This is a genomic window from Bartonella sp. TS25HLJMH (assembly GCF_042193505.1).
Taxonomy (GTDB): Bacteria; Pseudomonadota; Alphaproteobacteria; order Rhizobiales; family Rhizobiaceae; genus Bartonella; species Bartonella grahamii.
In genome coordinates, this window is sequence record NZ_JBHILV010000001.1 from 95326 (window position 1) to 111680 (window position 16355).

15 protein-coding genes are annotated in these 16355 nt (G+C 37.7%); 7 read left to right on the forward strand and 8 right to left on the reverse strand.

Annotated elements, in window-relative coordinates:
• Positions 1-12: 12 nt before the first annotated feature.
• From ACFINF_RS00415 to ACFINF_RS00440, 6 genes are all read right to left on the reverse strand, one after another.
• Positions 13-3012, reverse strand: a complete 3000-nt coding sequence (locus tag ACFINF_RS00415) for a 2-oxoglutarate dehydrogenase E1 component (protein WP_375619174.1) — start codon at positions 3010-3012, stop codon at positions 13-15.
• A 163-nt stretch (positions 3013-3175) separates the two neighbouring features.
• Positions 3176-4078 carry a succinate--CoA ligase subunit alpha gene (gene sucD, locus ACFINF_RS00420; RefSeq protein ID WP_375615683.1) on the reverse strand — a complete coding sequence of 301 codons (903 nt, stop codon included), beginning with the start codon at positions 4076-4078 and terminating at the stop codon, positions 3176-3178.
• A gap of 3 nt (positions 4079-4081) precedes the next feature.
• On the reverse strand, positions 4082-5278 hold the full coding sequence (sucC, locus tag ACFINF_RS00425; protein ID WP_375619175.1) for an ADP-forming succinate--CoA ligase subunit beta: 1197 nt from the start codon (positions 5276-5278) through the stop codon (positions 4082-4084).
• A 90-nt stretch (positions 5279-5368) separates the two neighbouring features.
• Entirely contained in the window at positions 5369-6331 is a 963-nt protein-coding gene (gene mdh, locus ACFINF_RS00430) for a malate dehydrogenase (protein WP_375619176.1), read from the reverse strand.
• A gap of 288 nt (positions 6332-6619) precedes the next feature.
• The gene (gene zapE / locus ACFINF_RS00435) at positions 6620-7819 is read right to left on the reverse strand and encodes a cell division protein ZapE (protein ID WP_375619177.1); all 1200 of its coding nucleotides are present in this window, start codon (positions 7817-7819) and stop codon (positions 6620-6622) included.
• A gap of 97 nt (positions 7820-7916) precedes the next feature.
• Positions 7917-8462: an AprI/Inh family metalloprotease inhibitor gene (locus tag ACFINF_RS00440; protein ID WP_015857108.1), complete on the reverse strand. Its 546-nt coding sequence runs from the start codon at positions 8460-8462 to the stop codon at positions 7917-7919.
• Between the two features lie 225 nt (positions 8463-8687).
• Here ACFINF_RS00440 and dapF point away from each other — a divergent pair, with 225 nt between their 5' ends.
• The 7 genes from dapF (at position 8688) to ACFINF_RS00475 (ending at position 14514) form a co-directional block, all read left to right on the forward strand.
• A complete protein-coding gene (gene dapF / locus ACFINF_RS00445) occupies positions 8688-9539 on the forward strand; it encodes a diaminopimelate epimerase (RefSeq protein ID WP_375619178.1) in 852 nt (283 codons plus the stop codon).
• Positions 9539-10822: a tRNA (N(6)-L-threonylcarbamoyladenosine(37)-C(2))-methylthiotransferase MtaB gene (gene mtaB / locus ACFINF_RS00450; protein WP_273787554.1), complete on the forward strand. Its 1284-nt coding sequence runs from the start codon at positions 9539-9541 to the stop codon at positions 10820-10822. The genes dapF and mtaB overlap by 1 nt, the downstream gene beginning before the upstream one ends.
• Positions 10823-10836: 14 nt before the next feature.
• The gene (gene ftsY, locus ACFINF_RS00455; RefSeq protein WP_375619179.1) at positions 10837-12090 is read left to right on the forward strand and encodes a signal recognition particle-docking protein FtsY; all 1254 of its coding nucleotides are present in this window, start codon (positions 10837-10839) and stop codon (positions 12088-12090) included.
• The gene (locus ACFINF_RS00460; protein WP_375619180.1) at positions 12087-12773 is read left to right on the forward strand and encodes a septation protein A; all 687 of its coding nucleotides are present in this window, start codon (positions 12087-12089) and stop codon (positions 12771-12773) included. Before ftsY ends, ACFINF_RS00460 begins: the two co-directional genes overlap by 4 nt.
• A gap of 62 nt (positions 12774-12835) precedes the next feature.
• Positions 12836-13597 carry a hydroxyacylglutathione hydrolase gene (gene gloB, locus ACFINF_RS00465; RefSeq protein ID WP_375619181.1) on the forward strand — a complete coding sequence of 254 codons (762 nt, stop codon included), beginning with the start codon at positions 12836-12838 and terminating at the stop codon, positions 13595-13597.
• A 2-nt stretch (positions 13598-13599) separates the two neighbouring features.
• Positions 13600-14082 (forward strand): hypothetical protein, encoded by a 483-nt coding sequence (locus ACFINF_RS00470; protein WP_375619182.1) that lies wholly within the window; start codon positions 13600-13602, stop codon positions 14080-14082.
• Positions 14083-14208: 126 nt separating this feature from the next.
• Positions 14209-14514 (forward strand): hypothetical protein, encoded by a 306-nt coding sequence (locus ACFINF_RS00475; protein WP_375619183.1) that lies wholly within the window; start codon positions 14209-14211, stop codon positions 14512-14514.
• 102 nt (positions 14515-14616) lie between these two features.
• Here the strand turns inward: ACFINF_RS00475 and ACFINF_RS00480 are convergent, their stop codons facing one another.
• Together ACFINF_RS00480 and ACFINF_RS00485 are read right to left on the reverse strand one after the other, a co-directional pair.
• Positions 14617-15522: a ParB/RepB/Spo0J family partition protein gene (locus ACFINF_RS00480; RefSeq protein ID WP_375619184.1), complete on the reverse strand. Its 906-nt coding sequence runs from the start codon at positions 15520-15522 to the stop codon at positions 14617-14619.
• A gap of 32 nt (positions 15523-15554) precedes the next feature.
• Complete coding sequence (locus ACFINF_RS00485; protein WP_375619185.1) at positions 15555-16352, reverse strand: ParA family protein; 798 nt, start codon at positions 16350-16352, stop codon at positions 15555-15557.
• Positions 16353-16355: the final 3 nt, after the last annotated feature.

Genomic DNA, 16355 nt, shown 5'->3' on the forward strand with positions numbered 1-16355 from the left:
AGTAGTAATAAATTAAGAACCTAACGCGTCTTTAAGAAACGCAGCCAGTTGTTCAAGGTGTTTCACCATTAACCCAGAGGCCGGTGACGCACTCGCAGGACGTCCTGCATAACGAGCACGTGAATATTGCGCATTAATATGCGTCAAAACCCATTCCAAATAAGGCTCAATAAATGACCAAGCCCCCATGTTTTTTGGTTCCTCTTGGCACCAAAAAACTTCCGCCTGCAAAAAGCGCGACAACACATTCACCAAAACTTTAGCAGGGAAAGGATAAAGTTGTTCAACACGAAGGAGGTAAACATCATCAATACCCTTTTTTTCACGTTCTTCATAAAGGTCGTAATAAACCTTACCAGTACAAAGAACGACACGGCGAATTTTATTATCTTTCTGCAACTTAATGACAGAATCTTTGAGACATTCTGCATCATCAAGCAACACACGACAGAAACTTGTTTCCGGCCCCATTTCATTGAGAAGAGAAACAGCTCGCTTATGACGCAAAAGTGATTTCGGTGTCATCAAAATCAATGGCTTACGGAAATCACGCTTAATTTGTCGACGCAAAATATGAAAATAATTTGCAGGGGTTGTACAATTAGCAACCTGCATATTATCTTCCGCACAAAGTTGAAGAAACCGTTCTAAACGTGCAGAAGAATGCTCCGGCCCTTGCCCTTCAAAACCATGAGGCAATAAACACACAAGACCAGACATACGAAGCCACTTACGCTCCGCGGATGAAATAAATTGATCAAAAATGACCTGTGCACCATTAGAGAAATCACCAAATTGTGCTTCCCAAAGTGTTAATCCTCGTGGTTCAGCAAGAGAATATCCATATTCAAAACCAAGAACAGCTTCTTCAGAAAGCATAGAATTAACAACTTCATAAAGCGCTTGCCCTTTTTGTAAATGATTCAAAGGAATATAACGCGCCTCATTTTCTTGGTCATAAAGAACTGAATGACGTTGTGAAAAAGTTCCCCGTTCAACATCCTCACCGGAAAGACGAACTGGTGCTCCTTCCAAACAAAGTGAACCAAAAGCTAGAGCTTCAGCGGTTGCCCAGTCAACACCCTCACCGGTTTCAAAAATTTTAGCACGATTATTTAAAAAACGTTGAATGGTTTTGTGAACGTGAAAATCTGCCGGAATTTCGACAATTTTCTGACCAATTTCCTTTAAAATTTTTAATTCAACACCGGTTGTTCTAGAATGTTGTTCATCAGAACTACTAAAAGCTTTGAGTCCCGTCCAGCTTCCATCAAGCCAATCAGCCTTATTAGGCTTATAAGAAGCACTTGCTTCAAATTCACCTTCAAGCTTATCGCGCCATAATTTTTTTTGTTGCTCAATCTCTTCTAAAGAAATCACCCCTTCTGCTACCAATTGATCACTATAAAGTTGAAGTGTTGTTTTATGATTACGAATTGCCTTATACATAAGCGGCTGCGTAAAGGAAGGCTCATCACCTTCATTATGCCCATAACGGCGATAACAAAACATATCAATAACCACTGGTTTATGGAAAATTTGGCGAAACTCTGTTGCTATTTTGGCAACAAAAACAACCGCTTCAGGATCATCACCATTCACATGGAAAATTGGTGCATCAATCATTTTTGCAACATCTGATGGATAAGGCGAAGAACGTGAAAAACGTGGAGATGTTGTAAAACCAATCTGATTATTGATAATAACATGAAGTGAGCCTGCAACACGATAACCCTTAAGACCTGAAAGACCAAAAGTTTCTTGGATAACGCCTTGTCCTGCAAAAGCAGCATCACCATGAATAAGCAATGGCATCACTTTTGAACGCTCACTTAATGAGAGTAAATCAGTATGCGCAGGTCCCATAAGTTGATCTTGTTTAGCACGTGCTTTTCCCACAACAACCGGATCAACAATCTCAAGATGAGATGGATTGGCCAACAGCGATAAATGAACTTTTTTACCATCAAATTCAAGATCAGCTGAAGTTCCCAAATGATATTTGACATCACCGGATCCCTCCACATCATCAGGCTTATAAGATCCCCCTTTGAATTCATGAAAGATAGCCCTATGCGGCTTGGCAAGAACTTGTGAAAGAACGTTTAAACGACCACGATGTGCCATTCCTAAAATAACTTCCTGCACCCCTAAAGCACTACCACATTTGATAATCTGTTCAAGAGCGGGAATCAGCGCTTCACCACCATCGAGTCCAAAACGCTTTGTACCTTTATATTTAGTGTCTAAAAACTGTTCGAAACCTTCCGCCTGAATAAGCTTATTAAGGATAGCTTTCTTGTCTTGTTGTGTGAAAGAAATTTTTTCATCTCGCCCTTCAATGCGTTCTTGAAGCCATGCTTTCTGAACCGGATCAGAAACATGCATATATTCCACACCGATTGTTGAACAATAAGTACGGTTGAGAATTTCAAGCATTTGTGGAATAGTTGCATATTCCAACCCTAAAACATTATCAATAAAAATGGGACGCTCATAATCAGCTGGAGTAAAACCATAAGCCTCTGGAGAAAGTTCCTTACAATCTTCTTGTTTTTCGGCCAATTGAAGAGGATCAAGCCGCGCACGAAGATGCCCCCGTGCTCGAAACGCACGAATCATCATAATTGCATGAACGGAATCACGTGTTGCACGAATAATATCTTGCTCACTGGAAGTTTTTCCCTTTTGTGCAGCACCTGTTATTGCTTTTTCCTTTAATTTATCACCAAGATATTTTTCAAGAGAAGACCAATCACCATCAAGAGCGGAAACCAATTCTCCATTTGCCTTTACTGGCCAATGATCACTTTGCCATGTTGCCCCTTCAGCATTTCTGAGAACATCTTCCTTTTTATCATGAAGTCCTTCAAAAAAAGCACGCCACTGTGAATCAACACTGGTAGGATCTTTTTCATATTGAGCATAAAGTTGATCTATATAATCCGCATTGCCACCATAAAGAAATGATGTCTGTGCAAAAAGGCTATTTATTTCGTCCTGCCTTGCCATATACCTCTCCGGAACATCTATTCCGTCTCCTTATATCTCTTTTCGACCTTTAAATGCTTACAAAACAAGCAATGATTCGAACATTCAAAAAAATTTACCTTTTTATACTCAAGTTTTTTCACCTGAATCTAAGAACTTTTTCTTATTCAAGTGAAATTTTCTTTTAGCCTTTCAAAACTGACATCAAAGTCTTACCTATCTGTGATGGTGAAGGAGACACTCGAATCCCTGCTGATTCCATTGCCGCAATTTTATCTTCTGCTCCACCTTTACCACCAGAAATAACAGCACCAGCATGTCCCATTGTACGTCCTGGAGGAGCTGTACGGCCAGCAATAAAGCCAACAACTGGTTTTTTACGACCTTTTCTTGCTTCATCTTGCAGAAACTGTGCTGCTTCTTCTTCAGCAGAACCACCAATCTCCCCAATCATAACAATAGACTGAGTTTCATCATCTGCTAAAAACATTTCCAACACATCAATAAATTCAGTGCCCTTAACAGGGTCACCACCAATCCCTATCGCAGTTGTTTGCCCGAGACCTTCCTGACTCGTTTGAAAAACGGCTTCATAAGTTAAAGTTCCCGACCTCGAGACAACCCCAACAGAACCTTTTCTAAAAATAGAACCAGGCATAATACCAATTTTACATTCATTTGGTGTAAGAATACCGGGACAATTAGGACCAATAAGACGAGACTTTGAGTTTTCTAATCGCGCCTTCACTTTAACCATATCCATAACGGGAATACCTTCCGTAATACAGATAATTAAACGAACTTCAGCTTCAATAGCCTCTATAATAGCTGCCGCAGCCCCTGCAGGAGGAACATAAATAACAGAAGCATCTGCGCCTGTTTTTTCCTTTGCTTCTGCAACATTAGCAAAAATAGGAAGAGTTTCACCTTTTGAACCTTCCCATGTTTCTCCACCCTTTTTAGGATTAACACCCCCAACCATTTGCGTACCATGATAAGCAAGCGCCTGTTCTGTATGAAATGTTCCTGTTTTTCCTGTAAGCCCTTGAACTAGAACTTTTGTCTCTTTATTCACAAGAATCGACATAGCTTAAGCTCCCTTCACGGCTGCAACAATTTTTTGGGCAGCATCATCTAAATCATCAGCAGGAATAACATTCAAACCACTTTCATTGATAATTGCTTTACCCTGCTCAACATTAGTGCCTTCAAGACGAACAACCAAGGGAACCTTTAAACCAACCTCACGAACAGCAGCAACCACACCTTCAGCAATGACATCACAACGCATAATACCACCAAAAATGTTAACCAAAATGCCCTTAACATTTGGATCGGCCGTAATAATTTTAAAAGCAGCTGTCACCTTTTCTTTTGACGCTCCACCACCAACGTCAAGAAAATTTGCAGGTTCAGCTCCATAGAGTTTGATAATATCCATTGTTGCCATAGCAAGACCCGCACCATTAACCATGCAACCAATCGTACCCTCAAGAGCAACATAAGCAAGATCATGCTTTGATGCTTCAATTTCTTTTGGATCCTCTTCTGAAAGATCGCGTAATTCTAAAATATCTGGATGACGAAATAGAGCATTATTATCAAAAGAAACTTTTGCATCAAGAACACGCAAGTGACCATCTTTCATCACAATAAGCGGGTTGATTTCTAAAAGGCTCATATCTTTTTCACAAAATGCCTTATAGAGAATTGGAAAAAGCTTTTCACCATCTTCTCGCCCACTACTTTGTAGTTTCAACGCATCACAAAGTCTTGCACAATCAACCGAAGTAACACCCTCTACAGCATCAATGGGAAGCGTGAATATTTTTTCTGGTGTCTCTTCAGCAACCGTTTCAATATCCATTCCACCTTCTGTTGAAACAACAAAAGCAATTCGACCAACGCTACGATCAACCAAAAGTGAAAGATAAAGCTCCCTTTCAATATCAGCACCATCCTCAATGTAAAGACGATTGACCTGCTTACCCTCTGGACCCGTTTGTTTGGTTACCAAAGTTTTACCAAGCATTTCTTGAACATTTGCAATAACTTCTTCAACAGATTTTGCAAGCCGAACACCACCCTTTGCATCAGGACCAAGTTCTTTAAACTTACCCTTACCACGACCACCAGCGTGTATCTGACTTTTAACCACATAGAGAGGTCCGGGCAATTTTTCCGCCCATTTTTCAGCTTGCTCAACAGAATAAACAGCAACACCATTTGCAATTGGTGCTCCATATTCATGAAGCAGACGTTTGGCCTGATACTCATGGATATTCATGCATTTGTCCTTTTCTTTTATGGATCATTATTAATCCTAAAGTTTTAATATTCTAAATACTTAGTTTTAATGAATTAAATCTTGTTCAATTTACTTGAGACTAGGCACAAGAGCAATACAAGCTTCACAAAGCTTTTTAACTGCATTTACTGAATGATCAAAAGCATCTCTTTCTTCTTTATCAAAATCAATTTCAATGACTCGTTCAACACCACCTGCACCAATTACAACAGGAACACCAACGTAGGTATCATTAACGCCATATTCTCCTGAAAGATAAGCTGCAACAGGCACAACACGCTTAGTGTCCTTTAAATAGGCCTCAGCCATAGAAACAGCAGAAGCTGCTGGTGCATAATAAGCAGAACCTGTTTTTAACAAACCAACAATTTCTGCACCGCCATCACGGGTGCGCTGGATAATTTGATCAATTCTTTCCTGTGTTGTCCAGCCCATCTTTACAAGATCAGGCAAAGAAATACCACCAACCGTTGAATAACGCACGAGAGGAACCATTGAATCACCGTGCCCACCTAAAACAAATGCCGTCACATCTTTAACAGAGACCTTAAATTCCTCAGATAAGAAATGACGAAAACGTGCTGAATCAAGAACACCAGCCATACCAACCACTTTATGTGTAGGGAGACCTGAAAATTTCTGCAATGCCCACACCATCGCATCAAGGGGATTGGTAATACAAATAACAAATGCTGAAGGCGCGTATTTTTTAATTCCAGCTCCAACTTGTTCCATCACCTTTAAATTAATTCCCAAAAGATCATCTCGGCTCATACCAGGTTTTCGCGCAACGCCTGCTGTTACAATAACAACATCAGCGCCTTCAATTGCTTCATAAGCATTAGCACCTTTTAGACTGATATCAAAACCGTCAACGGGAGAAGATTCGGCGATATCTAGAGCCTTACCTTGTGGCACACCTTCCGCAATATCAAATAAAACAACATCACCAAGTTCTTTAAGCCCAATAATATGTGCTAAAGTACCACCAATCATACCTGAACCAATGAGAGCTATTTTTTTTCGTGCCATTTTATTTTTTCCTAACTTTTAGATAATTCAGCGCACACCCATCAGCGTCCGTATACTGAATATTTTTGACTTCAACCATATTCAAACAATATCATAAAAAGGAGTAAAGAAATGAAATTTACAAATTTTTCTCCTTACAGAAACAACAACCCTCCGCTGAAACAACTATTAGAAAATTATCACGATGTATCGATAAAGTGAATTTTAAAAAAATACAACAGAATTATTACATTTCTTTAATTTCAAAGAGTTATTGTTTTTACAGTTTACGTAAAGGTAAAAGTATAATCAATGCTTCTTCTTCAAAAGAAAATGTTCTTCCCAAAGTTTTAAATAATCGTGGCTTTGCATTTCAAAAAGACGTGACTGTGTTCTTTGAAATTCAAATGTTTCCGTAATCTGCGCATGCCCTTTATACAAATCCCCCACCTCTGCCGCAGCCGACATAAATAACCGTATGTGGCGCTCATAAAGAATATCAATAAGCAAAATAAACCGTTTTGTTTCATTGCGACATGTATCATCCATGACCGGTACATTATCAATAAAAATCGTATGATAACGCTCCCCTAATACCAAATACTCAGCCGCTGCCAAAGGCTTTGCACATAAATCTCTATAATCAAAGCGTGCACATCCTGCACCAACACGCGGAATAGGAATAAGGCGCCCTTTTATAGAAAGCTCATCAGATATCTCCTTTTGTCCTTGCAATACAAGTGCCCATGCTTGATCCATGCATTCATCTGCTTTTTTCCCTAAAGGTGCTACATACACAGGCTGTAGATTTGATTTTTCAAGACGATAATCTGTTTTTGCATCAAGATTAACAACACGAACATATGCTTTCAAAACTTGAATAAAAGGCAAAAAGAGTTCACGATTTAAACCGTTATAATAAAGGTTATCCGGCGCCACATTTGAAGTCGCAATAAAAAAAATTCCTTTATCAAACAAAGCAGAAATAAGCCGCCCCAATACCATAGCATCAGCAATATCTGTTACACTAAACTCATCAAAACAAAGTACCTTTGCTTCTCGTGCAAGATCTTCAGCAACAGCTAAAATAGGATTATCTTGTTTAAACTTTTCACCCCCAGATGCTTGACGATAAAAATTAATACGCTCATGCACATCAGTCATAAAATCATTAAAATGAGCACGCTTTTTATGACCTTTAGGCAAACAAGAAAAGAACAAATCCATCAGCATGGTTTTGCCCCGTCCTACTTCACCAAAAACATACAATCCCTGAAAAGAGCCTTTTTCATCCCCTTTTTTTACAACACAAGAGATATTTTGTTTTTTCCTCTTAAATATTCTATTAAAGAAAGAGCAAAATATCCAAGTCCAAGGACGAGAGATGTTTTGTTCCGCAATTTTTTTTAATAAATGATCAAAATATTCTGTTATAGCTAATTGAGCGGGATCAAAACAAACCTCCCCTTTAGAGACAAGCTCTTTATAACGTGTTGAAACGAGAATCATCCAAATAACCTTTTCAAACCGTTCTCAATGAAAAATACAAATACTTTTCACAAATCTGCCCGTCTAGCTTAGTTTTTCATAAACGATCAAAAATGATTTAACGACTTAAAACAACGGGATGATCATCAAGTGTACGTCCCTCAAAACGATCAACATTTGAAGAGTAGAGAGCAAGGATAACACGTCCAGAGTTATTATAAAAATATAATCTTTTTCCTTTAACAGCCCACGATCTCACTTGGGAAGCAATTCCTGGACAGTGTAAAGGACCAGCACGGTACCCTTGTCCAAACTTTGTTTGCGGCGTTGCGATCCGGCAAACTTTACCCCCCATAGAAAGATTCCATACACCAGCAACACTTGCAGGAAATAAATCAGTAGCATTACTTGGCAATTCGAGACTAGCCATTCGTCCATCACTCTGAGAATCTCCTTTTTCATACATCGAAGCGTTTGCTGCCTCAGATATCGACGAAGAAGTAGATGACAGATCAGACACTTCCAATGTTGTCATTTGTTGAGATGGATAAAAAACTTCTAATGCGTTACTACCGTCATTACTGTCAAACCGTGTTGTTGAACATCCCCCTAAAAGCATTACAGTTGATAGTGCAACGAAAAACGAAATTTTTGAAAACGACATATCTGTACTCTCTCCCACGACAATAAATAAGTTCACAAAAAAATTAAGTGAATATTTGTTATAGTTACAAAGATAAATTAACAAATTAAAAAAAACAGGTTAAAATCACTTATTTTAAACGAAATAATTTATGTACCCAATTTTATATTTATTAAACACTAGAAATTTATAAGATTTTCAGTCATATATCTCTTTATAAGTAATTATTAGAAATAGAGAAGTTTCATGAAAACGCCATTTAGCAAAATGGACGGTCTTGGAAATCAAATTATTGTTGTTGATATGCGTGAAAGCACTCATGCTCTTACACCACAAGCAATCCTCGCTTTGTCGGCAGATCCCGAAATGCATTTTGATCAAATCATGGCTATCCACACACCAACCCAGAAAAAAGCCGACTTCCGCATCGAAATATGGAATGCCGACGGATCAATGGCTAAAGCTTGTGGCAATGGTACCCGCTGTGTCGTTGCATGGCTTAAAGATCATAATTTTGGTGAAAAATTTTGTTTAGAAACTCCCGCTAGAATTATTGAAGGAAAATATCAAACCGATAATCTCATTTCTGTCGATATGGGATGCCCAAATTTCAATGCAAAAGAGATGCCTGTTTCACGTGAAATAGTTGATACCAATCACGTAGAAATTACGACTGGTCCACTAAAAGATGCTTGTCTCATATCCATTGGCAATCTCCATGCTATCTTTTTTGTTGAAAATGATATTCAACATATTCCATTAGAAAAATATGGGCCAAAACTTGAACATGATCCTCTATTTCCCGAACAGTGCAATATTTCCATTGCTTGCATAACGTCAAAGAAAAGTCTAAATTTACGGACATGGGAGCGAGGAGCAGGATTAACACAAGCATGTGGGAGTGCTGCCTGTGCAAGTGCAGTGGCTGCTTATCGTCGTGGTCTTACACAACGCCATATTGATGTAAACTTACCAAAGGGAACACTTAATATTTTTTACCGAGAAGACGATCACGTTATTATGACAGGACCAATAAAATATCAATTTAGTGGTTTTTTAAGCCCTTTAACAGGGTGCTACAAAAAGGATCACTCCTGATGGCAATAGAAATTGTAACTTTTGGTTGTCGACTTAATAGCTACGAATCGGAAATCATTCGCAAAGAAAGTACTTCTTCAGGGCTAGATCAGCTTAAAGATGGTGCTATTATCTTTAATACCTGTGCTGTCACTGCCGAAGCCGTCCGACAAGCAAAACAAGCTATCCGCAAAGCACGACGTGAAAATCCTCACGCACGTATCATTGTAACAGGGTGTGCAGCCCAAACAGAAGCACAAAATTTTGCCTCAATGACAGAAGTGGATCTCGTTTTAGGAAACGAAGATAAACTTCACGCCCATTCTTATCGTCAACTTCCTGATTTTGGTATTAACCATTCCGAAAAGGTGCGTATCAATGACATTATGGAAGTACAAAAAATTGCTCCACATATGGTCAGTGCAATGCAAGAGCGCACCCGCGCTTTTGTACAGGTACAAAATGGATGTGATCATCGCTGTACATTTTGCATTATTCCTTATGGACGAGGACCATCTCGCTCAGTTCCCATGGGGGCTGTCATAGAACAAATTAAAAAACTGATAGGTGAGGGTATTCAAGAAGTGGTCCTTACAGGTGTTGACCTTACAAGTTATGGCCACGATCTTCCTGGAAAAGCTACTCTAGGAAAATTAACTTCAGCAATTTTGCATCATGTCCCTGACTTAGCGCGATTACGCCTCTCATCTATTGACTCTATTGAAGCAGACGAAGAACTCATCAATCTTTTAGCTTATGAAACAAGGATCATGCCCCATTTGCATTTATCTTTGCAAGCAGGTGATAATATGATTTTAAAACGGATGAAACGGCGACACTTACGCGAACATGCCATTCAATTTTGCCAAGAATTGCGTGCCAAACGTCCTACAATGGTTTATGGTGCCGACTTAATTGCTGGTTTTCCTACAGAAACAGAAGAGATGTTTCAAAACAGTCTTGTTTTAATCAAAGATTGTAATTTAACCCATCTCCATGTCTTCCCCTTTAGTCCAAGAGAAGGAACACCTGCCGCACGTATGCCACAAATCAACCGTAAAATAGTTAAGATGCGTGCTGAAAAATTACGTAAAGCAGGTGAGGAGGCTTACCAAAAGCATCTTGCTCATTTGCAAAACAGTCTACAAACAGTTCTCATTGAAAAAGATGAAATCGGACGAACAGAAGATTATACTCTTGTACAAGTTAAAGGTGCAAAAGTAGGAACAATTGTTCAAGCCCTTATCGTTGATCATGATGGCGATAAATTGATTGCTGTCCTTCCAAAATTAAACGCTGCTTGAGCAGGAAAATTCTTATGACGAAATCTTTTATAAAAAAAATATTCTCTTTTAATAAATCTCAAGAGCAGGAAATGGAACAACAGATTTCTATTCCTGATAAAAGCGATATAATGGAAGAAAATAAAGACAAAAATGAAAGGACAAAAAATAACCAAATCTCTATAGACACAGAAAAAGAAGAACAAACAAAAAATCGAGAGTCAACACTTACAAAATATGATGAAAAATCTCCATTTCTAGAATCCCATTCTGATAAAATTCCTCTTTCTGGTAAAATTATTGTCACAGACGACATCCGTGAAAAAAAGAATGAAGAAATTTTATCTGAACCTTTTGTTGAACAAAAAAAGATAGCGTGGTTTGGGCGCCTTAAAAAAAGTCTATCTCTTTCTTCACAACGCCTGAGTGGATCAATTGGCGACCTCTTTGTTAAAAGAAAACTTGATGAAGATACATTGCAAGAGCTCGAAGATATCCTTATCCAAGCTGATCTTGGAGTAGAAACGGCGACACGCATCACAAATACTTTAGCTTCCAGTCGTTACGGAAAAGATCTTTCCCCAGACGATATTCATACTATTGTAGCTGATGAGGTCAAAAAAGTTCTGGAACCTGTTGCAATTCCATTAGAACTTGATCTCAGCTATAAACCTCATGTTATTTTGCTGGTAGGTGTAAATGGAACTGGAAAAACGACAACAATAGGAAAACTTGCAGCAAAATTAACAGCAGGGGGATTAAAAGTTATGCTTGCAGCTGGTGATACTTTCCGAGCCGCAGCTATTGAGCAATTGCATATTTGGGGTAAACGTACTGATTCTCCTGTTATTTCGACAAAATTGGGTGCAGATGCCGCCAGCTTAGCCTTTGATGCTTATGAAAAAGCAAAAAAAGCAAATAGCGATGTATTAATTATTGATACAGCAGGGCGTTTACAAAATAAATCTGAATTGATGGATGAGTTGGCAAAAATTATTCGTGTTTTAAAAAAACACACTCCCCAAGCACCCCATACAATCCTTCAAACGCTTGATGCAACTACCGGACAAAATGCACTCAACCAAGTGGAAATTTTCCGTGATATTGCTGGTGTTAATGGTTTAGTCATGACAAAGCTGGATGGGACCGCACGAGGAGGAATTCTTGTCGCTATAGCAGCAAAATATAAATTACCCGTTTATTTTATCGGTATAGGAGAAAATATTGAAGACCTTCAACCTTTTTCTGCTTCTGACTTTGCCGAAACTATCGCAGGAAAACATACATGAAACAGCCTTTATCTAACTCTAATTCACACAATAATTCTGAAAAAAATATAAATAACAATAAGAAAATCCCTCTCTCACCAACCATAAAATTTTTCTTGGAAATGGGGCCGTTAGTCGTCTTTTTTCTGGCCAATTATAAGGGCGAATGGTTGATAAAAAACATTGGATTTTTTCAAAATTTTAGTAAACCTATTTTCCCTGCAACAGCTATTTTTATGATAGCGATTATTATTTCTCTAAGCTTATCATGGATTCTTGCACGACAAATTCCTATTATGCCCCTTATTTCAGGAATCTTTGTTCTAGTCTTTGGATTTTTAACTCTTTGGCTTCACAACGATACTTTCATCAAAATGAAACCAACAATTATTAATAGCTTATTTGCGCTCATCCTCTTTGGTGGTATGTGTTTAAAAAAACCACTTTTACGTTATGCTCTTGATTCTACATTAAAACTTGATGATTTAGGCTGGCAAAAACTTACCTATCGTTGGGCATTCTTTTTCGTTTTTCTTGCCCTTTTGAATGAAATCATTTGGCGCAATTTTAGCGATAATTTTTGGACCAGCTTTAAAGTATTTGGTGTTATGCCTATAACAGTCCTTTTCATGCTTACCCAAATGCCTATCATTATGAAACATTCAAAAGGACTTTTCACAGAAGAGGACAAATCTGATTCTTAAAAAAATTCACCACTATATATTATTTTATAGATTCATCACCAAACACTGTTCAGGAGAAAAATATGTTGATTGAACAGTTTATTTGTCGAAAAGATAACTTTGGTGTACTCATTCATGATGAAAAAAGTGGCCTCACAGCCGCAATTGATGCACCTGAAAGCAAAGCGATTCATAGGGTCCTCAAACGCCATAATTGGACACTTCAGACTATTTTTGTGACTCACCATCATCAGGATCACGTAGAAGCGCTAGCGGAGTTAAAGCAAGTTTACAAAACCTTGGTTGTTGGACCAGAAACAGAAAAAGAAAAGATTCGTTATCTTGACCAAACACTTCAACCCGATGAAAGCTTTTTCTTTGGAACACATCCGCTTTTAGCGCTTTCAACACCTGGTCATACTTTAGGCGCATTATCTTACTATTTTCCCGAAGAGAATTTACTCTTTGCTGGAGATACACTTTTCTCACTCGGCTGTGGACGTCTTTTCGAAGGAACACCGGCTCAAATGCTGAACTCTTTAAAAAAACTTCGTCAGCTTCCCGATGAAACACTCCTTTATTGTGGTCATGAATATACCAAGAGCAACGCTCTTTTTGCATTGACACTTGATCCACATAATCAAAAACTTCATAAAAGAGTAGAAGATGTTTTTTTATTACGCGCAAAAAACGCTATGACTTTACCTGTAACCTTAGGAGAAGAAAAAGCTATCAATCCTTTCCTTCGCTGGGATGATAGTACGTTACGAAGAAACCTTGCAATGGAAAAAGAAACAGACGAAGAAGTCTTTTCTGAAATCCGAAGAAGAAAGGATGAATTTTAACCATGTTTAAGCTTGTCTTGCGTTTGTTTTTCCTTTTTATTTTTGTAACATATGCTCAAGTAACAATGGCAAAAAAAACAGGCAATCAATTTGATTTCCCATATATCATTGCAAATTACTCCTTAACAGAAGATTTTCTTTCAAAAATAGAAGAAATTGGAAAAGAATGTGATAAAGACTTACTACCATCTCAAAAACCATATAATACTAAATATGACAATAGTATTGAAGGATTGATAGCTTCTATTTCGGCTAAACCAAAACTAAAGGATCTTTTAAGAAAACATAATCTTTCACCTAAAGAGTTTGTTATTGGTCTTACAGCACTTCAAGTAACATTAATAATACTTACCGATGGTATTGAGAATTTAAAAAAAGAAGGCTTTTCTTTTGATAAAAAAAATACTGTAGTTTCAGATAATTTGGAGTTTGGTAAAAAACATACCTATAGAATACTTAAAGTTCTTAGCAGCAGTTGTAAATAGAATCTGTGTTATTTTGAACAATTAATTAATTTTTCAGACGAAGAAGAAAGGATGAATTTTAGCCATGTTTAAACTTGTCTTGCGTTTATTTCTCTTTTTCTTTTTATAACATATATTCAAATAACAATGGCAAAGGGAACAGATAATCAATTTGTTTTGTCACCTAGAAGCAATCAAAATATCGTTGCAAATTATCCTTTAACAGAAGATTTCCTCTCAAAAAGAGAACAACTAAAAAGAGAAATTGAAGACTTACTTCCAGAGCCAGGGGCATCCAATACCAGAAATGATAACAGTATTGAAGGACTCACTGCCTCTATTTCGGCTATACTAAAACTAATGGATCTTTTAAGAAAACATAATCTCTCACCTAAAGATCAGGTTATCGGTCTCATAGCTCTTCAAGCAACTTTAGCTAATAATAGCCTTTGAAGATAAAAATTTTTCTTCAATGAAAAAAATACTATATCTTTAGATAATTTAAAGTTCGGTCAAAAATATATCAATAGAATTCATACTATTTTAGACAATTAATTAATTTTGCAAACGCCGGCAAATATCATCCAATTGTTCTAGTGAAGAGTAGCGTATTTTTAAATCACCACCTTTTTTGCCATGCCGAATAGTCACTTTCATTCCGATCACGTCTGCAAGTAATTTTTCTAAAGATTTTGTTTCTGTATCTTTCTCAACAACAGTTCGTTTTTTTACTTTTGGATTTGCCTGTTCATACGCAAGTATTTCCGTTTGGCGCACAGAAAGCCCTTCGCGAATAATTTTTTCGGCTAAATCCTGTGGATTCTCAACAGTGATAAGACAGCGTGCATGACCAGCGGAGAGCTGCCCATCGGTTAAGAATTGTTGTACTTTTGGTGGAAGTTTTAACAAACGAAGCGTATTAGCAACATGACTGCGACTTTTTCCAATAACTTGCGCTAAATCTGCCTGCGTATATCCATGTTCATTCAACAAAATTTCATATCCCATTGCTTCTTCGATAGGATTAAGATCGGCACGTTGAACATTTTCAATAATTGCTAATTCCAAAGCCGTTTTATCATCTACATCGCGAACAATAACCGGTAATTTATTTAAATTAGCTAGCTGTGCAGCACGCCAACGCCGTTCGCCAGCAATTAATTCAAACCGATGAGGATGATCACGTGATGGTCTTACAATAACAGGTTGAACAACACCGTGCTGGCGAATTGATTGTGCTAAATTATCAAGTTCTGAATCGGTAAAATGGCGTCGCGGATTATGTGGATTGCACGAAATAGATTCAAGTGGAACAAATCGTTCAGAAACAGGAGAAACTGTATTGGACTCTGTAAATTTTTCAGTATTTGATGAACGTGTAAGATCGCTGTTTAAACTAATATCCCCAATTAATGCCGCTAATCCACGACCCAGTCTTTTTTTTGATTGATCATCATTCATAATTTTGCTCTTTAAATTTTTAGTTGATTTCTTTAAGCAGCAGCACGTGCTTGTTTTTCACGTTGAATCATTTCTGATGCTAGACGCAAATAAGCTTGGCTCCCAGCACATTTGAGATCATAAAGCAATACAGGTTTGCCAAAAGAGGGTGCTTCTGATACCCTTACATTTCGTGGAATAACAGTACGATAAACCTTATCTCCCATAAAAGAACGTACATCTTCAACAACTTGATTTGAAAGATTATTACGTCCATCATACATTGTTAGAACTATACCTTGAATTTCTAAAGATGGATTAAGTACGGATCGCACTTGTTTTACTGTTTCAAGTAACTGACTTAAACCTTCAAGTGCTAAAAATTCACACTGCATAGGCACTAAAACAGAATCCGCAGCCCCCATAGCATTAAGTGTTAAAAGATTAAGGGAGGGAGGACAATCAATTAAAATATAATTGAATTTTTTTTCCATTTCCGGATCATCATAGAGAGCTTTACGTAAGCGTTGTATGCGATCTTGTGATGAAGAAATTTCCATTTCCACACCCAAAAGATCAAGTGTAGAGGGAACTATATAAAGATTTGGTACTGCTGTTTTTAAAGCTGCTTGTGTAATTGAGATTCCCGAAACCAAAACATCATAAGAAGATAAAGGACGGTTATTACGATCAATCCCTAAACCTGTACTAGCATTACCTTGTGGATCAACATCCATAATAAGGACATTTTCACCAATAGCCGCTAAAGCTGTTGCAAGATTAATTGCTGTGGTTGTTTTTCCGACTCCACCCTTTTGGTTTGCAATAGCGATAATTCGTGTTTCGCTCATTTT